This window comes from Bradyrhizobium manausense, from assembly GCF_001440035.1.
In the GTDB taxonomy this organism is placed as follows: Bacteria; Pseudomonadota; Alphaproteobacteria; order Rhizobiales; family Xanthobacteraceae; genus Bradyrhizobium; species Bradyrhizobium manausense.
On record NZ_LJYG01000116.1, the window covers coordinates 350,734 to 369,798 of the forward strand.

General features: G+C 65.3%; 21 protein-coding genes and 1 pseudogene. 6 read left to right on the top strand and 16 right to left on the bottom strand.

The annotated features are described in order from the left end of the window. Positions 1–1,026 precede the first annotated feature (1,026 nt). From AOQ71_RS41870 to AOQ71_RS41885, 4 genes are all read right to left on the bottom strand, one after another. A complete protein-coding gene (locus tag AOQ71_RS41870; RefSeq protein WP_057759802.1) occupies positions 1,027–1,707 on the bottom strand; it encodes an HAD family hydrolase in 681 nt (226 codons plus the stop codon). Then, the gene (locus AOQ71_RS41875; RefSeq protein WP_057759805.1) at positions 1,704–2,192 is read right to left on the bottom strand and encodes a Crp/Fnr family transcriptional regulator; all 489 of its coding nucleotides are present in this window, start codon (positions 2,190–2,192) and stop codon (positions 1,704–1,706) included. The genes AOQ71_RS41870 and AOQ71_RS41875 overlap by 4 nt, the downstream gene beginning before the upstream one ends. Positions 2,193–2,944: 752 nt before the next feature. Continuing rightward, positions 2,945–3,565, bottom strand: a complete 621-nt coding sequence (locus AOQ71_RS41880; protein ID WP_157083818.1) for a ferric reductase-like transmembrane domain-containing protein — start codon at positions 3,563–3,565, stop codon at positions 2,945–2,947. A 5-nt stretch (positions 3,566–3,570) separates the two neighbouring features. Continuing rightward, the gene (locus tag AOQ71_RS41885) at positions 3,571–4,071 is read right to left on the bottom strand and encodes a peptidase associated/transthyretin-like domain-containing protein (RefSeq protein ID WP_057759808.1); all 501 of its coding nucleotides are present in this window, start codon (positions 4,069–4,071) and stop codon (positions 3,571–3,573) included. Positions 4,072–4,256: 185 nt separating this feature from the next. Between AOQ71_RS41885 and AOQ71_RS41890 the strand changes: the two genes are divergently transcribed. From AOQ71_RS41890 to AOQ71_RS41905, 4 genes are all read left to right on the top strand, one after another. After that, complete coding sequence (locus tag AOQ71_RS41890; protein WP_057759812.1) at positions 4,257–5,264, top strand: LLM class flavin-dependent oxidoreductase; 1,008 nt, start codon at positions 4,257–4,259, stop codon at positions 5,262–5,264. Positions 5,265–5,395: 131 nt separating this feature from the next. Further along, positions 5,396–6,691, top strand: a complete 1,296-nt coding sequence (locus tag AOQ71_RS41895) for an O-acetylhomoserine aminocarboxypropyltransferase (RefSeq protein WP_057759816.1) — start codon at positions 5,396–5,398, stop codon at positions 6,689–6,691. A gap of 4 nt (positions 6,692–6,695) precedes the next feature. Continuing rightward, positions 6,696–7,478, top strand: coding sequence for an alpha/beta fold hydrolase (locus AOQ71_RS41900; RefSeq protein ID WP_057759819.1), 783 nt, complete (start codon positions 6,696–6,698; stop codon positions 7,476–7,478). Between the two features lie 68 nt (positions 7,479–7,546). Next, positions 7,547–8,047, top strand: a complete 501-nt coding sequence (locus AOQ71_RS41905; protein ID WP_057759822.1) for a DUF6496 domain-containing protein — start codon at positions 7,547–7,549, stop codon at positions 8,045–8,047. 6 nt (positions 8,048–8,053) lie between these two features. Here the strand turns inward: AOQ71_RS41905 and AOQ71_RS41910 are convergent, their stop codons facing one another. The 12 genes and pseudogenes from AOQ71_RS41910 to phnG all read right to left on the bottom strand — a co-directional run bounded on the left by AOQ71_RS41910 (position 8,054) and on the right by phnG (position 16,616). Beyond that, complete coding sequence (locus AOQ71_RS41910; protein WP_083514902.1) at positions 8,054–9,007, bottom strand: aliphatic sulfonate ABC transporter substrate-binding protein; 954 nt, start codon at positions 9,005–9,007, stop codon at positions 8,054–8,056. Between the two features lie 28 nt (positions 9,008–9,035). Continuing rightward, entirely contained in the window at positions 9,036–9,230 is a 195-nt protein-coding gene (locus AOQ71_RS41915) for a hypothetical protein (RefSeq protein ID WP_057759971.1), read from the bottom strand. Positions 9,231–9,636: 406 nt separating this feature from the next. Continuing rightward, the gene (locus AOQ71_RS41920; protein WP_057759826.1) at positions 9,637–10,248 is read right to left on the bottom strand and encodes a pyridoxamine 5'-phosphate oxidase family protein; all 612 of its coding nucleotides are present in this window, start codon (positions 10,246–10,248) and stop codon (positions 9,637–9,639) included. A gap of 23 nt (positions 10,249–10,271) precedes the next feature. Then, complete coding sequence (phnN, locus tag AOQ71_RS41925; protein ID WP_057759828.1) at positions 10,272–10,868, bottom strand: phosphonate metabolism protein/1,5-bisphosphokinase (PRPP-forming) PhnN; 597 nt, start codon at positions 10,866–10,868, stop codon at positions 10,272–10,274. Beyond that, entirely contained in the window at positions 10,865–12,022 is a 1,158-nt protein-coding gene (locus AOQ71_RS41930; RefSeq protein WP_057759833.1) for an alpha-D-ribose 1-methylphosphonate 5-triphosphate diphosphatase, read from the bottom strand. Before AOQ71_RS41930 ends, phnN begins: the two co-directional genes overlap by 4 nt. Before the next feature lie 5 nt (positions 12,023–12,027). After that, a complete protein-coding gene (gene phnL, locus AOQ71_RS41935; RefSeq protein ID WP_057759836.1) occupies positions 12,028–12,726 on the bottom strand; it encodes a phosphonate C-P lyase system protein PhnL in 699 nt (232 codons plus the stop codon). Between the two features lie 8 nt (positions 12,727–12,734). Further along, positions 12,735–13,532 carry a phosphonate C-P lyase system protein PhnK gene (gene phnK / locus AOQ71_RS41940; RefSeq protein WP_057759841.1) on the bottom strand — a complete coding sequence of 266 codons (798 nt, stop codon included), beginning with the start codon at positions 13,530–13,532 and terminating at the stop codon, positions 12,735–12,737. Then, positions 13,525–14,421: an alpha-D-ribose 1-methylphosphonate 5-phosphate C-P-lyase PhnJ gene (locus AOQ71_RS41945; protein ID WP_057759847.1), complete on the bottom strand. Its 897-nt coding sequence runs from the start codon at positions 14,419–14,421 to the stop codon at positions 13,525–13,527. Before AOQ71_RS41945 ends, phnK begins: the two co-directional genes overlap by 8 nt. Further along, the coding region (locus AOQ71_RS41950) for a carbon-phosphorus lyase complex subunit (RefSeq protein ID WP_245317442.1) at positions 14,418–15,226 on the bottom strand (809 nt) is incomplete at its 5' end. The genes AOQ71_RS41945 and AOQ71_RS41950, both read right to left, overlap by 4 nt. A 1-nt stretch (position 15,227) precedes the next feature. Further along, positions 15,228–15,534: pseudogene (locus AOQ71_RS49510) on the bottom strand (carbon-phosphorus lyase complex subunit PhnI); the annotation flags it as partial. Between the two features lie 4 nt (positions 15,535–15,538). After that, positions 15,539–16,147, bottom strand: coding sequence for a phosphonate C-P lyase system protein PhnH (gene phnH / locus AOQ71_RS41955; RefSeq protein ID WP_057759849.1), 609 nt, complete (start codon positions 16,145–16,147; stop codon positions 15,539–15,541). 4 nt (positions 16,148–16,151) lie between these two features. Further along, complete coding sequence (phnG, locus tag AOQ71_RS41960) at positions 16,152–16,616, bottom strand: phosphonate C-P lyase system protein PhnG (protein ID WP_083514905.1); 465 nt, start codon at positions 16,614–16,616, stop codon at positions 16,152–16,154. Between the two features lie 118 nt (positions 16,617–16,734). Between phnG and phnF the strand changes: the two genes are divergently transcribed. Both phnF and AOQ71_RS41970 read left to right on the top strand, forming a co-directional pair. Next, the gene (phnF, locus tag AOQ71_RS41965) at positions 16,735–17,463 is read left to right on the top strand and encodes a phosphonate metabolism transcriptional regulator PhnF (protein WP_057759854.1); all 729 of its coding nucleotides are present in this window, start codon (positions 16,735–16,737) and stop codon (positions 17,461–17,463) included. 190 nt (positions 17,464–17,653) lie between these two features. Continuing rightward, positions 17,654–18,985: an IS1182 family transposase gene (locus AOQ71_RS41970; RefSeq protein ID WP_057742559.1), complete on the top strand. Its 1,332-nt coding sequence runs from the start codon at positions 17,654–17,656 to the stop codon at positions 18,983–18,985. Positions 18,986–19,065 lie beyond the last annotated feature (80 nt).

Below are 19,065 nucleotides of genomic sequence, written 5' to 3' on the forward strand. Positions count from 1 at the left end.
GCAGCATACAGGTGACGCCGAACACGCGGCCTTCCCTGCGCGATGGTTGGACGGCTTATGCCGCGCTCTCCCCGGCGACGAATTCTTGTTGTCACCGTCGCCTCACGGAATTCACCGACACCGCGCCGGTTGACGCCAGTGCCGCCTCCGCAAAGGCTTGACCGTAGCGACGACGGCCAGGACCACACGGTTTTGCCGTACGCAGCGCTCCGTCTCCGCCCTGCGGGCTTCGCCGGACCAGCCGGCTTGGCCCGAGAGCGTCGTCAGAGACAGGCGCCGTTCGTACGACACGGCTTGTGCCGGGCTCACGGGGTTCGGCTCAATCCTCCGCCCGCCCTGCCCTCACATCCGCGCCGGCGCTTGCTGCGTCCACCGCTTCCCCGGCCCACGTTCGCGACGACGTACGATCGCCCCTCTCCATCGGGTCGGGATGCCGGGAGAATGCCGCAAAACCGAATTTCGGTAAAGTGGAATATTTTTGCGAAAGGGGATTGACGGGGTTTGGTAGAAAGCGGGGTGTTTTGCCCGGCGGGTTGGTCCTCCCGGATTGCGCTTCGCTGCATCCGGGCTACGAACACGATGGGCTTCGCTGCGCTCTACCCATCCCACTCACCGCGTGTTCGACCGCCCAAGTAAGGTTAATTGTTCCTTTCGATTGTCGGTAAAATTTTATCTATTATCCTCCCGGCCATTCAAGACGAACCAGGGGCTTCCGACAGTGTTTGCGTTTTGCCTGATCGTGACTGGGACTGCGTTACTTCTCGCCGGCCTGGTGGCCTTCGGCCTTCATAGAAATTCGCTGCACTCATTGGCGTTGCTGTAGCCGCCTAGCGAGCCATCCCGCAGGCTGAGGCGACATGCGTAGCCCCGATGGAGCGCAAGCGTAATCCGGGGTCATCGGGCGCAGACACATACGTCCCGGATTGCGCTTCGCTCCATCCGGGCTACGACTCCTTGGCGTTGCCGTAACGGCGAGCTGCTTCGCAGATTGCGAAAGCCATCAGGTTTCGCAAGGGCTCAACCATCCTACGCACTACCCTCGCTCTCCACGGGATCAGCGAGCAACGCAGGCAGATCGCCCATGCGGTGAAAGACGTCGTCGCAGATCGCGGCCAACTCCTGCGCGGCGCCCGGATGACCTCCGGCAAAACCCAGGACTTTCATTCCCGCGGCCTTTGCTGCGCGGGCTCCGGCCAACGAATCCTCAACGACGACGCAGGCCGAGGGATGAGCACCCATCGTTTGCGCGGCATGCAGGAACAGGCCGGGATCCGGCTTCCACGAGCCGACCTCGTAGGCACTGAAAATGCGGCCCTGGAAGTGCGCAAGAAGCCGCGTCAATCCGAGCGCATGCGTGAGCTTCGACATCGGCCCGTTGGACGCCACGCAGACCGGAACTTTGATCTCAGCCAGCGCGTCATGAATTCCTTCGACGGGCTTCAGTTCGGCATCAAAGGCGAGCGCCGTTGCCTGTCGAACGTCGGCAACGAAAGTCTCCCGGACGCCGCGGCCGAGACGACGCTCGATCTCGCTCACGCAATCGGCCATCTTCACCCCCCGGAATGACCGGATGGCGTCCTCGACGCTGATCGCGACGCCCTCCTCGGCTGCGACGCGGGCGAAGACCGTGAGGGCGATGATCTCGCTATCGACCAGAACGCCGTCAGAATCGAAAATAATGAGCTCGGGAGTTAAGCGTATATTCATCTCGCGGAGGTGTCCTCATCGCCCAATTGACGCCTCGTGATGCGATTGTCGGCGCGCCTTAGCCGCCGGCACAGCTCGCGATTGATGTTTTGCAGGACGATGACATAGGCGTGGATGTCGGCCTTGTAGCAGGCGTAGAGCTTTTGCGCTGAAAGCTCGTACAGCACGGTCTCGCTCTCCGCAACCACCGTGGCGGAACGGTTCTGCATTTCGATCAGCGTCATCTCGCCGAAGAAATCACCACGCTCCAGGACGGAGATCGGAATGGCGCCTCCCGAATCCGCCCGTTTGCTGACCGCCAGCCGGCCGGACTTGACGATGAACATCGAACGGCCCTGCTCCCCCTCCGCCACCACGGTCGCGCCGGCATCGAAGCGGCATTCCACCAGCATCGAGATCAGCAGGTCGAGACTCGCATCGGTGAGACCGCCGAAGAACGGCGTCGCGAGCAGGAACGCTTTCAGATCGGGAGAGCTGGCCGTCATGGCGCGAGGATAAGTCTCCTCATCAGATGCGGCAAGATGGCAGCGGCTACGAACTCAACTCACCGCCGCGCAGCACCCGCTTTCGCTCGCATCGGTGAGGCCGCCGAAGCGGCGTAGCCCGGATGGAGCGGAGCGCAATCCGGGGCCGTCAGCCGCGGATACAGTGATCCCGGATTACGCTTACGCTCCATCCGGGCTACGAACTCAACTCACCGCCGCGTCGGTGAGACCGCCGAAGCGGCGTAGCCCGGATGGAGCGGAGCGTAATCCGGGGCCGTCAGCCGCGGATACAGTGGTCCCGGATTATGCTTCGCTCCATCCGGGCTACGAACTCAACTCACCGCCGCGCAGCGCCCGCTTTCGCTCGCATCGGTGAGGCCGCCGAAGCGGCGTAGCCCGGATGGAGCGGAGCGCAATCCGGGGCCGTCAGCCGCGGATACAGTGATCCCGGATTACGCTTCGCTCCATCCGGGCTACGAACTCAATTCGCCGCCGCGCAGCGCCCGCTTTCGCTCGCATCGGTGAGGCCGCCGAAGCGGCGTAGCCCGGATGGAGCGGAGCGCAATCCGGGGCCGTCAGCCGCGGATACAGTGATCCCGGATTACGCTTACGCTCCATCCGGGCTACGAACTCAACTCACCGCCGCGTCGGTGAGGCCGCCGAAGCGACGTAGCCCGGATGGAGCGGAGCGCAATCCGGGGCCGTCAGCCGCGGATACAGTGATCCCGGATTACGCTTACGCTCCATCCGGGCTACGTACTCAATTCGCCGCCGCGCAGCACCCGCTTTCGCCACAAGTCGACCATGACCTTGCCGGTTGCCGCGAGCACGAGCGCACACAGCGCCGCCTTCGAGATGGTCTCCATCGTCCCCTCGATCAGCAGGCAATGGACCACGCCGCACACGACGATGACGATCGCGAGCGGGATATGGACGATGCGCCAGGTTCGCAGCCGCAGGCCCAGCCGCCGACGCAAGCCCGCCAGCAGCGCAACGGCGAAGATCGCCCACATGGCGATCACGCCAAAGGGAGAGAACGGCGTCGGCGACGAGAAAGTCAGCGCGTCGATCATGTCGGGCGGGCTGGTGAACCAGAGGCCGCCGACGTGGATCACCCCCGCGAAGGCCAGCACGCCGCCGATCCAGTGATGGACGCGCCGGTTGCGATACGCCGACAGTCCCGGCAGAACTCCGCCGATCAGCAGCGGCTGGACCAGCACCAGGGCGAGGGCGATGATCCCCGCGAAGCCGGCGAGGATGTAGACCGGGCCGCGCCATGCCAGCTGCTCGCTCGTCGCGGCGAGTGCGATCGGCACGCCAACGGCCACAGCGAGGGCGGGCCAGATCAGAAATCTTCCGCCCTTCACCTGCAACCCGGTCAGGCCGGCTGAAGCACGAAGTGCGCCTCGAGGCTGGTGTCCTTTGCGCTGCGCATGATCGGCCGCAGGAAGACGGTCTTGAACTCGCCGCTGTCATAGGCGAGGTGACCATGCGGCTGGCCGAAGATCGGAATGATCTGCGGCATTTCGAGCCGGAAGGCTCCGTCCTTGTCGGTGAGCGTGGCGCCGTGGCTCTGCGGCTCGTGCTCCTGTCCTTCGACCGTGTGCGCCCAGATCTGGATACGCTGCCCGGCGAGCGGTGCGCCATCGCCGGCGCGGCGCACGGTGCCGCTCATCCAGAAGCCGCCCTTGCCGATGCGCTCCACGATCGGCGCGCCCTTGCGGTAGTTGTTGGCGCCGCCGGTCATCGACTCCGTCGGCGCGAGGCCTTCCGCGCGGGCAGGCAGCAGCCCGGATGCGCCGGCGGCCAGGACGCCCGACGCCAGCACGGAGCCGCCGCCGATGAGCAGGTTGCGGCGGTTGAGTACGACAAGGGTCATGTCTGTCCTCCTGGCAACGGTGGCGCGGCACAGAGGGTACACCAACAGGCACGAAACGCCCAGCTGAGACGACGGGCGTCATGGGCCGCCATAACTGGGTTGTGAAGGAGGCTCTACCCATCCCGCGCCGCGACACTACATGTCGCTCTCTCAGACGCGCGGTTCCCACACTTCGGTAGTCCCCCATGATCCCCTTCTCTGTGCTCGACCTCGCGCCCATCAAGCAGGGTTCCGACGCCGCGCAGGCGTTTCGCAATTCGCTCGATCTGGCGCAGCACGCCGAACAATGGGGCTTCAAGCGGTTCTGGCTCGCCGAGCATCACAACATGACGGGGATTGCCAGCGCGGCGACCTCTGTGGTGATCGCTCACGTCGCGGGTGGCACGAAAACGATCCGCGTCGGCTCCGGCGGGGTGATGTTGCCGAACCATTCGCCGCTGGTGATCGCCGAGCAGTTCGGCACGCTGGAATCGCTTTATCCCGGCCGGATCGATCTTGGCCTCGGCCGCGCGCCGGGCACCGACCAGCTCACCGCGCGGGCGATGCGGCGCGACCTTGCGACGGCGGCCGAAAACTTTCCGCATGACGTGCTGGAATTGCAGGCGCTGCTCGGCGACCCCAAGCCGAACCAGGTGATCCGCGCCGTGCCTGGCATGGGCACCAAGGTGCCGCTGTGGATCCTCGGCTCCAGCATGTTCGGCGCCCAGCTCGCGGCCATGCTCGGGCTGCCGTTCGCGTTCGCCTCGCATTTCGCGCCGCAGATGCTGATGCCGGCGCTGCGCGAATATCGCGCGCGGTTCGAGCCGTCGGCGCAGCTCGAAAAACCCTATGCCATCGTCGCCGTGAACGTGTTCGCTGCCGACAGCGATGCCGAGGCGCAGCGGATGTTCAGCTCGCTGCAGCAGCAGTTCATCAATTTGCGCCGCGGCACGCCCGGACCTTTGCCGCCGCCGGTGGACGACATGGATGCGCTGTGGTCGCCGGCCGAGAAAGCCGGCGTCGCGCAGTCGCTGGCGATTTCCGCCGTCGGCTCGCCCGCGGTGGTCGAGGAGAAGCTGAAGGCGCTGATCGCCGATACCGCGGCGGACGAGTTGATCACCACCGGGCAGATCTACGATCACGCCGCACGGCTGCGCTCGTTCGAGATCGCGGCCGAAGTGCGGGACCGGATTGCGAGGCAGCCGGCAGTGTGAGGGGCACTTCGCCTCTCCCCGTTCGCGGGGCGAGGGAGCGCACCGCCGGTGCGGCGCTGTCAACGGGCTAACGCGCGACGTCATTTTGTGGCACAACGGCCGCCATCGCCGACCGACCTTTGAGGCCACCCATGCCCGCGCCAAAACCGCCTGCCTTCGAGACCCTGAGCCTGCATGCGGGCCAACATCCGGATCCCGCGACCGGCGCCCGTGCGGTGCCGATCTACCAGACCACGTCCTACGTGTTCCAGGACTCCGACCATGCGGCGGCGCTGTTCAATCTGGAGCGCGCCGGCCACATCTACACGCGCATCTCCAACCCGACCACCGGCGTGCTGGAAGAACGGCTTGCCGCGCTGGAAGGTGGTGTCGGCGCGATCTGTACCGCGAGCGGCATGGCGGCGATGCATCTCGCCATCGCGACGCTGCTCAACGCGGGCGACCACATCGTGGCGTCGAGCTCGCTCTATGGCGGCACCATCAACCTTTTGGCGCATACGCTGCCGCGCTTCGGCATCACCACGAGTTTCGTGAAGCCGCGCGATCTCGACGCGTTCCGCTCCGCGATCAAGCCGAACACCAAGCTCGTGATCGGCGAGACCATCGGCAATCCCGGCCTCGAAGTTCTGGACATTCCCAAGGTCGCGGCAATCGCGCATGAGGCCAAGATCCCGCTGCTGATCGACAACACCTTTGCCACGCCCTATCTCAGCCGCCCGATCGAGCTAGGGGCCGACATCGTCATGCATTCGGCCACCAAATGGATCGGCGGCCATGGCATCGCGATCGGCGGCGCCATCGTCGACGGCGGCCGCTTCGACTGGCGGGCATCAGGCAAATTCGGCGTGCTGACCGAGCCCTATGGCGGCTATCACGGCATCGTCTTCGACGAGCAGTTCGGCACCGCGGCCTTCATCATGCGCGCGCGCACGGAAGGATTGCGCGATTTCGGCGCCTGCCTGTCGCCGACCAACGCGTTCCAGCTGCTGCAGGGCGTCGAGACGCTGGGCGTGCGCATGGACCGCCACATGCAGAATACGCTATCCGTGCTGGAGGCGCTGAAGTCCAACAAGGCCGTCGACTGGGTGCTGCATCCTGCGCTGGAGAATCACCCGGACTATCAGCTCGCCAAGACGCTGCTGCCGCGCGGCGCCGGCTCGATCATCTCCTTCGGCATCAAGGGCGGCCGGGCTGCGGGCCGCAAGTTCATCGAAAGCTTGCGCATGATCAGCCATCTCGCCAATGTCGGCGACGCCAAGACGCTGGTGATCCACCCGGCCTCGACCACACATCAGCAGATGGACGCCGAGCAGCTCAGAGCTGCCGGCATCGGCGAGGAGCTGGTGCGGCTCTCGGTCGGCATCGAGAGTGCCTCCGACATCATCGACGATCTTGCGCAGGCGCTGCGCATCTCGCAGAAGGTTTGACACCATGAAGCTTTCCGTCAACGGCGCCGAAATATTTGCCGCGACCGGCGGCCGCGAATTCGACAAATCCCTGCCGACGGTGGTCTTCCTGCATGGCGCCGGCTTCGACCATTCGACCTGGGCACTGCATACGCGCTGGTTCGCCCATCACGGTTTTGGTGTGCTGGCGCCTGACCTGCCCGGTCACGGCCGCTCGGCGGGACCCTCGCTCGAAAGCATTGCTGACATGGCCGACTGGACCGCGGCGCTGCTCGATGCGGCGGGAGCTGCGAAAGCCCATCTGATCGGCCACTCCATGGGATCGCTGATCTCGCTGGAGACGGCCGCGCGTCATCCCGACAAGGTCTCGGCGCTGAGCCTGATCGGAACGGCGGCGACCATGACTGTTGGGCCAGACCTGCTCAAGGCCGCCGAGGCCAATTCGCAGGATGCCAACGACATGGTCTCGATCTGGGGTCTCGGCTTCAAGGCCGGGCTCGGCGGCAGCCTCGCGCCGGGCCTGTGGATGCATGGCGGCGCGCAGGCTGTGCTGCAAGCTTGCGAGCCGGGCGTGCTGTTCAGGGATTTGTCGGCCTGCAATGCTTATGCGAACGCGCTTGCCGCGGCCGCGACCGTCAAGGTTCCGACCACGCTGATTCTTGGCGAGCGGGACATGATGACCCCCGCCAAGGCAGGCAAGGCGCTTGCGGCGGCGATCCCGCATGCGAAGACCGTCGTCGTGCCGGGTGCGGGCCATATGATCATGGCGGAGCGTCCGGATGAGCTGCTCGCGGCATTGAAAGGCTGATCGGATCAATTGCCGCGTCGGCGCGTTGCTGTCGAACATCCCTGCGATCCAAAAAGGGAACTCGACGCATGCCAAGACAGGAAATCATTCGCAAAGCCAAGCAGGACAAGCGCGCCGGCAAATCGGCCAGCACGCAGGCCGGCGAATTCGTCAAGGACGAGATCGACAAGATCAGGAAAGGCAAGCACGGCGCACGCTCGACGAAGCAGGCCATAGCCATCGGCCTGTCCGAGGCGCGCCGCGCCGGGGTTGATCTGCCGCCGCCGCGCAAAGGCGCAAAGAAGTCGACGCGCAGAAGCGCAAAATATGCCTACGAGGTCGGTCAGGGCAAACGCACGCCGAAGCGCCGGCCGAAAGTGTCGCGCGCCGTCGAGAAGGTCCTGAAGAAGGAGCCACGCTCGACCGCATCGCGGAGCGCGCTGTCGAAGCAGGGCAAGAGCGCCGCGAACCGGCGGTCCGCTGCGTCCCGCTCGGCGGCTGCGCGCAAAGCGAGCCGAACCAAGGGCGCCAAGGTCCGCTCCGCCGCCGCAAGGAAGGCGGCGCGCACCAGGGCGCGCCGCCGCAGCTGATCCGCCTCAGGAGCCCGGCGTCCACTTCCAGACGATGTCGAAGACGGTGACCGGCTTCGGAATCAGGCCGAGCTTGGCAAAGCGGTCGGCCACGGCCTGCTGAGTTGCGATCACCTCCGCATCAAGCGGCACGACCCGGAAGTTGGAGCGATGCACGAAACGCCTAACGGCCTCGATATCGACGCCGGTTGCCTCCGCCTGTGCCCTGGCGACCTCCTCGTGGTGCTCGTTGGCCCAGACGCCTTCGGAAGCGAAGGTCGTGTTGAGCTTCGCGACCAGCGATGGGTATTTTTGGACGAAATCCGAGTTCGCGATGTAGAACGCGTTCGGCTTGTGCACGTCCTTGTCGAAAGCGATGACGCGCGCGTTCTCCTTCAATTCGGCGAGCGCCAGATACGGATCCCAGATCGACCAGGCATCGACCGAGCCCTTGACGAAGGCCGCGGTCGCGTCGGCCGGCGCGAGCGGCGCCGCCGTGATGTCGGACCAGGACAGGCCGGCCTTTTCGAGCGCGGCGACCAGCAGATTATGCGCGCTCGATCCCTTGCCGAAGGCGACGCGCTTGCCCTTGAGATCGGCCAGCGTCTTGATGGCCGAGTCTTTCGGCACAATGATCGCCTGGGTGTTGCCTTCTGATTTCACCGCAGCGACGTAGCGGATCCTGGCGCCGCCGGCCTGCGCGAAGATCGGCGGCGCATCGCCGACATAACCGAAATCGACGCTGCCGACATTGATGGCTTCCAGCAGCGGTGGACCGAACTGGAAGTCGATCCACTTGATCTCGATGCCGAGCGGCTTGAAGGCGTTCTCCAGCGTCTGGCGCTGGCGCACGGCGGGGAAGAAACCGCCCTTCTGCGTGCCGATGCGGATTTCCGCCGGCTTGTCCTCGGCGTGCACGGGCGAACCCGCCGCACTTGCCAGCAACAGAGCGCCGGCGATGATGTGTCGTCGCGTGATCATTTGCAAAGTCCTTTCGGTCTGCTGGTGCTCAGATTGAGACAAGATGCCGGCGCTCCGCGAACACGGCGCGTGCGGCGCGTTCGGCATCCCGGGCCGAGCGGAACTGGCGGCCCTCGAGGCGGTCGAACAGGCGTTCTGAGGAGAAGAAGCGGAAACCGCGCTCGTCGCTGGCGATGATGCCGGCGGTGCGGTCGTGAACTTCGATGATATAGGCTTTGGGCATGGCTGCTCGTTCGCCGAACGGGTCGGCGTTCCTGTCAAGAGATTGCGAATCGGGATTTTTTGGCTCGGCGATCAGCAGCAACAACAGGCGCCGGTCGCGGCCGAGACGCAGCGACGCATCATGCGCTTGCGCATGTCGCTTCTCACTCGCTGGTCATTCGATGTCATCAGGCAGCCTTCGGCTCGACGATGCAGTTTCGATGTTTCGAATATCGAGGGATTGACCCGATCGGTCAATGAAATGGCTATCCATATTTGCCGCGGTCGCGTGCGCGCGCTTCTCTGCGCACAAGCCGCCGCAGCCGAAATCATCTCGCGATGATGTCAACACGCAGGGGTCCATAGCGTGGTACCGTTGCCCGCCGTCGTGGTCGCCGCCGATGTCTCGCAGAATTCGTGGAGAGAGCTCACCACATCGTCGCGGCGGCGCGCTCCGGCCAGAGGCGGTCATACTCCGCGCCGCCGACCTTGTTCTCGCTCATCTCGGCAAGGATCTGCCCCGGCGTCGGCAAGGTCTTCGGGTCGACGCGCTTGTCGGGATTCCAGAGGTCTGCGCGGACGATGGCGCGGGCGCATTGAAAGTAGATCTCGTCCACATGCATCACCATGACGCTGCGCGGCGCCTTGCCTTCAACCTTGAACGAAGAGAGCAGCTCCGGATCAACAGAGAGATGCGCGCGGCCGTTGGCACGGACGGCGTTGCCGGAGCCTGGGATCAGGAACATCAGCGACACGCGGGGGTCACGCACGATGTTGCGCAAGGAATCGATCCGGTTGTTGCCGCGACGATCCGGCAGCATCAGCGTCTTGGGATCGTGGATACGAACGAAGCCGGGAAGATCGCCGCGCGGCGAGCAGTCGATGCCTTCGGGACCGATGGTGGCGAGAGCCGCGAACGGCGCCTTCTCGATAAAGATGCGGTAGAGCGGAGTGACGTGGTCGGCGACTTTCACGGTCGAGGCGTCGTTGGTGGCGCCGTAGATGGCCTCTAGCTCCTCGACCGTCTTGATCACCGTCATTCCATTTTCTCCAGTTCTGCCAGCTATTCGCGCCAGCCTTCATTCCTGATCACGCGCACGAGCTGGCGGCTGTGATCATCGGCGCTGCCGGCATTGAAGATGGTAACATCGGCCTGCGCCGCCATGTCATCGACGTTGCGCGCGAGCCGGTCGGCGATGTTGCCGTCGCTGTTCCGCGCCCGCGCGGCGAGCCGCCGCGCCAGCAGGTCCGGCGGCGCCGTGATCGCGACCACGACGACATTGGCATAGGCCTGGCGCAAGGCTGATATCGCAGTGCGTGAGACATTGACGACGACAGCGCGCCCGGCGCGGATGTCGTCGTTGATCTCCAGCGGCAGCGCATAGGAATGCCCGTGCGCGTCCCAATGCACGGCGAAATCGCCGTGCTCGCGCGCGCGGGCGAATTCGTCCGGGCTCATTGCGATATTGTCCTCGTCGGCCGAGGCGGCACGCGTCACGACACGCCGCGGGAAGACGATATCGTGATCATCGGCGCAGGCTGCCTGCGCCAGCCGCAACAGCGTGTCCTTGCCGGCGCCGCTCGGCCCGACCACGAGCACGAGGCGGCCGGGGCCAATCGCCGCCGCCTTGCCCTGCGCCGTGGCCGTGGTCTCGCTCATGCGACGCGGCCCCCTTCGCGCCAGACGCTGCGCACCACGGGAACGCTGCCGGCGACATGGACGCGGATCAGATCGGCCCGCTTGCCGATTGCGATCTCGCCGCGGTCGGTGAGGCCGACCGCATCAGCCGGCGCCTTGGTCACGGTGCGCACCGCCGCCGGCAGGCTGATCGACGGCGCATGCGCGGGCAATTGCAGCGCGCCCATCAAGAGGCTGGACGGGATGTAGTCGGACGACAGGATATCGAGCAGGCCTTCACGGGCAAGATCGACCGCGGCGATGTTGCCGGAATGCGAGCCGCCGCGCACCACGTTGGGCGCGCCCATCAGGATGTCGATGCCGGCCTGGTGCAGGCCGCGCGCGGCCTCGAGCGTGGTCGGGAATTCCGCCACCGCGACGCCGTCACGCACGGCGTCGGCGACGTTTTCCTCGGTGGTGTCGTCATGGCTCGCCAGCGGAATCCTGTACTGATGCGCCAGCGCCACGATCTCGCGCATGTTGGCCGCGGCGTATTTCTTCTGATAATCGAAACGCCTTGCGAACAGCTCGTCGAGCTCGGCGTCGGTCATGCCCCCGCCCTTGCCGCGATAATAGTCGCGCAGCTTCACTTCATCGCGGAACTGGCGCTGGCCGGGAGTATGGTCCATCAGCGACATCAGCTTGACGTCGGGCCGGTCGATCAGCTCCCTGGCTTCCTCGACCACGCTCGGCATCGGGATTTCGCAGCGCAGATGCAGGAAGTGGTCGGCGCGCAGCAGGTTCGAGTCGCGCGCGGTCGTGATGGCCGCAGCGAGCACGCCGGCGCGGCCATCGACCTCCTCGGCGCCGTCCTCGCGCCAGACACGGAGCGAGTCGAACACGGTGGTGATGCCTGAGGTCGCAAGCTGGCCGTCATAGGAGATCACGGCCGCGACGGGATTCCAGAATACCTTTGGGCGCGGCACGTAATGCGCTTCGAGATGATCGGTGTGCAGCTCGATCAGGCCGGGCATGATCAGATCGCCGCCGGCATCCTCCGCACCCGCGGGCGCCCTGCCCTCACCGATCCCGGCGATGCGTCCGTCGGCAAGCGCAAGCCAGCCCTGTTCGATCACCCGGTCCGCCAGCACGATCCTGGCGTTGGCAATCACTGTGTCCTTCGGCTTCATTTCCATGTCCTTCAGGCCGCGGCGGCAAAGCTGGTGACGTCGACGATGCGGTCGGCAATCAAATGCCTGACTTCGTCGTCATGGACAATGGCGACCATGGCCACGCCCTGGCGCTTCTTCTCGGCGACCAGCGCGACCACGACAGCGCGGTTGGCAGCGTCGAGCGAAGCGGTCGGCTCGTCCAGCAGCAGGATCGGCAGGTCCGAGATGAAGCCGCGCGCGATGTTGACGCGCTGCTGCTCGCCGCCGGAGAAGGTCGCGGGCGGCAGCCGCCAGAGCCTTTCAGGAATGTTGAGGCGATGCAGCAGCTCACCGGCGCGCGCTTGCGCATCGGCGCGAGTCACGCCGCCTGCGATCAGCGGCTCGGCGACGACATCGATAGTGGCCACACGAGGCACAGCGCGCAGGAACTGGCTGACATAGCCGATGGTGGCGCGGCGGACGTTGAGCACTTGCCGTGGCTCGGCGGTGGCGAGATCGATCACCTCGCCGCGATGGCGGATGCCGATGCGACCGGAATCGCAGCGGTAATTGCCGAAGATCATCTTCAGGATCGAGGATTTGCCGGCGCCTGACGGGCCGGACAGCACGACACACTCGCCCGGCTGGACCTGAAAGGTCACGCCGCGCACGACAGGCAGCTCGATGCCGCCTTGCAGGTGCATCGTAAAGGTCTTGCCGGCATCGGCGATATCGATCATGGCGGTCATCGGAGAGCTCATGGCGGCAGAATCGAGGAGACGAGGAGCTGGGTATAGGGCTCACGCGGATCGTCGAGCACCTGGTCGGTGAGACCTGTCTCGACGACGCGGCCGCCCTTCATCACCATCACGCGATGCGAGAGGAGACGCGCCACCGCGAGATCATGGGTGACGATGACGACCGCGAGATGCAATTCGGCGACGAGATTGCGCAGGAGATCGAGCAGGCGCGCCTGCACGGAGACATCCAGACCGCCGGTCGGCTCATCCATGAACACCAGCCGCGGCCCGGTGACGAGGTTGCGCGCGATCTGGAGGCGCTGGCGCATGCCGCCGGAATAGGTCCGCGGCGCATCGTCGATACGCGCGACGTCGATCTCGACCCGGGTGAGCCAATCGGAAGCACTTTCGCGAATCCGGCTATAATGGTTCCAGCCCACGGCCATCAATCGCTCGCCGACATTGGCGCCGGCCGAGACCGCCATGCGCAGGCCCTGCGCGGGGTCCTGATGCACAAAGCCCCAATCGGTGCGGAACAAGAGGCGACGCTCGGCCTCGCCGAGCGAGGCGAGATCGCGGGTGACGCCGTCGCGCATCCGATAGGATACCTGCCCGTCGCTCGCCGCGAGCTGGCCCGACAGCATTTGCAGCAATGTCGACTTGCCGGAGCCGGATTCGCCGACGATCGCCAGCACCTCGCCCGGATAGAGCGCGAACGACACGTCACGGCAGGCGGCGATGCGGCCGTAGGACTTGCTGAGGGAGTTTGCGATCAGCAATGGCTGATCGGCTTCCTGAATATCCTGATCAGCCATTGGATGCCTCCGGCGCCTTGTCCTTGTAGGGTGCGGCGCTCAGGGCACCGTGATGGCCGGCAGCCTGACGGCCCTCGCAATAGTCGGTGTCGGAGCAGACGAACATGCGGCTGCCCTTGTCGTCGGTGACAATCTCGTCGAGATAAGAGTCTTCGGCGCCGCACAGCGTGCAGGGCGCGTTGAAACGATACGGCTCGAACGGGTGATCCTCGAAATCGAGCGACACCACCCGAGTGTAAGGCGGGATCGCGTAGATGCGCTTCTCGCGGCCGGCGCCGAACAATTGCAAGGCCGGGCAATTGTCCATCTTGGGATTGTCGAATTTCGGCGTCGGCGACGGGTCCATCACATAGCGCGCGTTCACCTTGACCGGATAGGCATAGGCGGTCGCGATGTGGCCGAAGCGGGCGATGTCCTCATAAAGCTTCACATGCATAAGGCCATATTCGGCGAGCGCGTGCATGCGGCGGGTCTCGGTCTCGCGCGGCTCGAGGAAGCGCAGCGGCTCCGGGATCGGCACCTGATAGACCAGCACCTGCTTTTCGTGCAGCGCGGTCTCCGGGATGCGGTGACGGGTCTGGATTACGGTCGCCTCGTCGGTCGACGTCGTGGTGGCGACGCCCGCGGTCTTGGCGAAGAATTTGCGGATCGAGATCGCGTTGGTGGTGTCGTCCGAGCCCTGGTCGATCACCTTCAGCACGTCCCTAGGGCCCAGGATCGCGGCGGTCACCTGCACGCCGCCGGTGCCCCAGCCATAGGGCATCGGCATTTCACGGCTGGCGAACGGCACCTGATAGCCGGGGATCGCGATCGCTTTCAGGATGGCGCGGCGGATCATCCGCTTGGTTTGTTCGTCCAGATAAGCGAAGTTGTAGGCAGGCGCGTTCATTCCGCGGCCTCCTTCATGGCATCGGTCGTATTGGCCTCGGCGGAAGCTTCGGCAAATTCCTTGCGCAGCTTGCGCAAGAGGCCAAGCTCGGACTGGAAGTCGACGTAATGCGGCAGCTTCAGATGCTCGACAAAACCAGTCGCCTGCACGTTGTCCGAATGCGACAACACGAATTCTTCATCTTGCGCCGGGGCGAGGGCTTCTTCTCCGAGCTCGCGGGCACGCAGCGCCCGATCGACCAGCGCCATTGACATGGTCTTGCGCTCACTTTGGCCGAAGGCGAGGCCATAGCCGCGGGTGAAGCACGGCGCTTCGGTGGCCGAGCCCTTGAACTGGTTGACCATCTGGCACTCGGTCAGTTCGATCGAACCAAGCGGCACGGCGAAGCCGACGTCCTCAGCTGTGAATTCGACCTCAACCTCGCCGAAGCGGATCTCGCCGGCGAAGGGGTGATTGCGGCCGTAACCGCGTTGGGTGGAATAGCCCATCGCCAGCAGAAAACCTTCATCGCCGCGGGCGAGATTTTGCAGGCGCAAATCGCGGTCAGCCGGGAAGTTCAGCGGCTCCCGCGTGAGATCGCCGACGCTGGCGCCGTCTTCGGCCTGTGGCGATGATTCGATCAGTCCGTCGCGGCCGAGAATGTCGGTCACGCGCGGCGTCGGCGCCGTTGAGGCTTCGGCCACGGCCGGCGCTTCCGGCACAAAACCCTGGGCGAGCGAGGGATCGAGCAGGCGATGCGTGTAGTCGAAGGTCGGCCCGAGGATCTGGCCGCCGGGAATGTCCTTGAAGGTGGAGGACACCCGCCNGCTGCACCCGCATCGCGCCGGTGTCGACCGGCTCGCTGGCGCCGAAGCGCGGCAGGGTGGCGCGGAAGGCACGGACCAGGAAGATCGCCTCGATCAGATCGCCGCGCGCCTGCTTGATCGCGAGCGCCGCGAGCTCGCGGTCATAGAGCGAGCCCTCGCTCATGACGCGATCGACGGCGAGGCCAAGCTGTTCGGAGATCTGGTCGAGCGAGATTTCCGCAACGTTTTGGTCGCCGCGCCTGGCATTGGCGAGCAGGCGATGGGCGTTCTCGATGGCGCGTTCGCCGCCTTTGACTGCGACATACATGCCTCTAGCCTCCCTTGCTCACGACGCGCGTGGTGCGCGGAATCGCGACCACGGCATCCTCGGCGACCAGCACCACGTCGATGCCGCGCGGAAACAGCGTCTCGTTGAAGCGCAGCTGCTCGAACAGGTCGAACGGCTTGAACGACGCCTCAAGCGTCGCGACGCCGTCGATGCCGGGACCGCGCAGCTCGACGTTTTGGCCTGCGCCCAGGCTCTCGACCTGAATGATCACGGTGGTCGAACGATCCGGATATTCGTTGGTGCCGAGCGCGAACCGCGTAAGATTGGGCAGCAACACGCCGTCGCTGATCAGCGCGAAGGCTGCGATCGACGAATCCTGCACCACCGGCGCGCCGGTGTGAAACTTGAGCCATTTCAGGACGTCGGTGCTCTCGGCCATGCGCGCATCGAGCCAGAGCGGCGTGTCGTGATCGAACAGCGTCAGCGCGATCGCCGCCGTGCCGCGCATCATCGTATCGGGCGTTCCCGCCATCGGCACGATGCGCTGGACCGTGCCGGGCCGTGCCATCGCGTCCATGACCGAGCGAAAGGTCGATTGCGCCGACAACACCTTGTCGGCGAATCCCGGCGGCAGTTCCGCAATCGTTGTCATGGCCTCACCCCTCACCGCGCACCATGGTGTAGAAATCAACCTTGGTCGCAGCCGTCTCTTCGGCCTGCTGCTTGCGTCTGACCATAAGCTGCTCGCGCAACGGAGCGATTACGTCGCGCTCGACGGCGACGCCGAAATCGCGTGACTGCACCAGCGCGTCGCACAGCGCGATCAGCCGTGCCTTCTCACTGTTGCGCCCGAGCGTGTAGCCGAAGCCGACCTCGCCGCTGGCAAGCCGCACCGCAGCGCGCGACACGGTCGCCTCACCGAGATTGAACGGCGCGCCATCGCCGCCGACCCGGCCGCGCAGCATCACCAGACCGTTCTCCGGTTCGCGCAGATCCTGATGGACGGGCAAAGCAACCGTGCGGAGGCGAGCGGCGATCTCGCCCGCCTCCGCGTGCGCCAGCACGGCCATGGCGGCCTTGCGCTGGGCTTGCTGGGTATTGTGCTGGGTCACCGAATCCACCGGCCTTCCACAAAACTTGCCGAATTGAAGTTGTCTATGATAATAGACAACTTCATACGGAAACGCCATGACTGTTTCGTGACAAGCGTGTGATTTTAGGGCTAGGCTGATCGCCGACATGAGTATGCAGGACACCGCTTCCTCCGGCGTCGCGCTGTGGCGCCTCGTTGCCGACGGCATCGAGCGCGGCATCGCCGACGGCCGCTTTGCCGCCGGCGACAAATTGCCGGGCGAGATGGAGATCGCCGAAACCTATCGCGTCAACCGCCACACCGTGCGGCGCGCGCTCGCAGCCCTTGCCGAACGCGGCATCGTGCGCGCCGAGCGCGGCAGCGGAACCTATGTCGAGGCGCAGAAGCTCGCCTATCCCTTGCGCTCGCGCACGCGCTTCTCGGAGATCGTCGGCGCCGAAGGCCGCGAGCCGCATGGCCGGCTGATCGAGGCGTCAGAGGATGCCGCAACGCGCGAGCTTGCACGGGAACTGGGCGTGAAATCAGGCGCGCCGCTGGTGCGGATCGAGGCGATCCGCCTCGCCGACCGCACGCCGATCTGCGTCTCCACCACCTGGTTGTCGGCCGAGCGATTTCCGGGCGCCGGCGCGGTGTTCTCGGCCACGCGCTCGATGACAAAGATGCTCGAGCATTACGGGATCCGCGACTACCGCCGCGGCGCCACCCGGATCACCGCCGGCATCGTCGATGCGACCGATGCCGCGCGGCTCGATCTGCCGCTGGGACGGCCGATCCTGGTGGTCGACGCGACGGACCTCGATCTCGAGGGCAAGCCGCTGGTGACGAAGCATTCGCGCTTTGCCGCAGAGCGGGTGGAGTTTTTGGTGGAGCCGTAGGGGAGCTCGCTCTCTCCACGAAAACGGAGCCGTAGGGTGGGCAAAGGCGCTCTTGCGCCGTGCCCACGTTCTTTCCGATTGATGGTAATGGTGGGCACGCTTCGCTTTGCCCACCCTACGAGACTGTGAATCTTTTGTACCGCGTGTCGGGCGAATGTGATTCTCTAGGCAGACTGATCTGCTGGAGAGGATGATGGCTGACGAGGGACTTTTTGGCGAATTGCCGGATCAGTCGGCGCCACGAACCGAAGCGGTGCCGCGGGGTGCACCTCGGCTGCGCGAGCCCGTGCGCAATCAGGTCGAATTGCGGGCGGTCGATATCGACAGCCTGATCGGGCAGGATCATCTGGCCCGGGTGATCTGGGCTTATGTCGAGGGGCTCGACCTGAGCGAGCTGGAAGATCGGGTTAAGGCACGGGAAAACAGGCCGGGCCATCCGGCGCCATCACCCCGGCTGCTGCTGGCGCTTTGGCTGTACGCCACGAGCGATGGCGTTGGCAGCGCGCGGGCGTTGGATCGGCTCTGCGACAGTCACGACGTCTACCGCTGGCTCTGCGGCGGCGTGTCTTTGAACTATCACACACTGTCGGATTTCCGGGTCGGCTGCGCGGACCTGCTGGACCGTTTGCTGGTCGAACATCTGGTGGCTCTGAATGAGGCAGGGCTGATTGATCTGGAGAAGCTGACCCAGGACGGGGTGCGGATACGGGCGAATGCGGGGGCCGGCTCGTTCCGGCGGGAGGCAACGCTCGGCCGGCAGATGGCCCAAGCGAAGGCTGTGGTGGAAGAGCTCAAGCGCGAGGTCGATGCGGATCCGGAAGCCAGCAGCCGGCGTATCAGGGCGGCCAGAGAGCGCGCGGCACGCGAACGCAGTGAGCGGGTGCAGGCTGCGCAGAGGGCTTTGGACGAGATCAAGCGGAAGCGCAAGCAACTCGACGAAAAAGGCGGCAATGGCAAAAAGCCGAAGGAGCCCCGGGCCTCCACCACCGACCCGCAGGCAAGGGTGATGAAGATGGCAGATGCCGGCTTCCGCCCCGCCTACAATGTGCAGGTGGCCAGCGCGGCCGGCGAACTGATCGTGGTCACGGTCGACATCGACAACAACGGATCAGATCGCGGCTTGATGCGGCCGATGCTGGAGCGAACGCGCACTCGGCTGAAGCGCTTGCCGCGTCGCTACCTCGCCGATGGCGGGTTCTGCAGCGGCGAGGACATCGAATGGGCGCACGGTGAAGGCGTCGAGGTCTACTGTCCTCCGCCCAACTCCAGGAGCGGTGTCGATCCCTTTTTACCTCGGAGCAGCGACGGTCCTGGCGTCGCGGCCTGGCGGGCCCGCATGGCCAGCGAAGCCGGCAAGGCACAGTACAAAGCCCGCACGATCTGCGAATGCATCCATGCCCGGTGGCGGAACTGGGACCTCAGGCAATTGACCGTGCGCGGCATCGAGAAGGTCCGTGCCGTCGTGCTCTGGTACGCCCTCACCAACAACATCCTGCAAGGACACCAACTGGCAAAAGCATAGACAGCACAGCCATCCCCCGGCGGTTCGACATCGACGGCCCCCGACATCAGCGCGGGCGCTACCCACTCTTTAATATCGAA

Excerpts from the sequence above, each read along its gene's own strand:
- AOQ71_RS41875 (WP_057759805.1), bottom strand. The coding sequence starts at position 2,192 with ATGACGGCCAGCTCTCCCGATCTGAAAGCGTTCCTGCTCGCGACGCCG.
- phnN (WP_057759828.1), bottom strand. The coding sequence starts at position 10,868 with ATGAGCGAGACCACGGCCACGGCGCAGGGCAAGGCGGCGGCGATTGGC.
- phnK (WP_057759841.1), bottom strand. The coding sequence starts at position 13,532 with ATGGCTGATCAGGATATTCAGGAAGCCGATCAGCCATTGCTGATCGCA.
- AOQ71_RS41970 (WP_057742559.1), top strand. The coding sequence starts at position 17,654 with ATGATGGCTGACGAGGGACTTTTTGGCGAATTGCCGGATCAGTCGGCG.
- AOQ71_RS41885 (WP_057759808.1), bottom strand. The coding sequence starts at position 4,071 with ATGACCCTTGTCGTACTCAACCGCCGCAACCTGCTCATCGGCGGCGGC.
- AOQ71_RS41915 (WP_057759971.1), bottom strand. The coding sequence starts at position 9,230 with ATGCCCAAAGCCTATATCATCGAAGTTCACGACCGCACCGCCGGCATC.
- AOQ71_RS41870 (WP_057759802.1), bottom strand. The coding sequence starts at position 1,707 with ATGAATATACGCTTAACTCCCGAGCTCATTATTTTCGATTCTGACGGC.
- AOQ71_RS41895 (WP_057759816.1), top strand. The coding sequence starts at position 5,396 with ATGCCCGCGCCAAAACCGCCTGCCTTCGAGACCCTGAGCCTGCATGCG.
- AOQ71_RS41945 (WP_057759847.1), bottom strand. The coding sequence starts at position 14,421 with ATGAACGCGCCTGCCTACAACTTCGCTTATCTGGACGAACAAACCAAG.
- AOQ71_RS41920 (WP_057759826.1), bottom strand. The coding sequence starts at position 10,248 with ATGACGGTGATCAAGACGGTCGAGGAGCTAGAGGCCATCTACGGCGCC.
- phnF (WP_057759854.1), top strand. The coding sequence starts at position 16,735 with ATGAGTATGCAGGACACCGCTTCCTCCGGCGTCGCGCTGTGGCGCCTC.
- AOQ71_RS41905 (WP_057759822.1), top strand. The coding sequence starts at position 7,547 with ATGCCAAGACAGGAAATCATTCGCAAAGCCAAGCAGGACAAGCGCGCC.
- AOQ71_RS41900 (WP_057759819.1), top strand. The coding sequence starts at position 6,696 with ATGAAGCTTTCCGTCAACGGCGCCGAAATATTTGCCGCGACCGGCGGC.
- AOQ71_RS41930 (WP_057759833.1), bottom strand. The coding sequence starts at position 12,022 with ATGGAAATGAAGCCGAAGGACACAGTGATTGCCAACGCCAGGATCGTG.
- AOQ71_RS41910 (WP_083514902.1), bottom strand. The coding sequence starts at position 9,007 with ATGATCACGCGACGACACATCATCGCCGGCGCTCTGTTGCTGGCAAGT.
- AOQ71_RS41890 (WP_057759812.1), top strand. The coding sequence starts at position 4,257 with ATGATCCCCTTCTCTGTGCTCGACCTCGCGCCCATCAAGCAGGGTTCC.
- phnH (WP_057759849.1), bottom strand. The coding sequence starts at position 16,147 with ATGACAACGATTGCGGAACTGCCGCCGGGATTCGCCGACAAGGTGTTG.
- phnL (WP_057759836.1), bottom strand. The coding sequence starts at position 12,726 with ATGACCGCCATGATCGATATCGCCGATGCCGGCAAGACCTTTACGATG.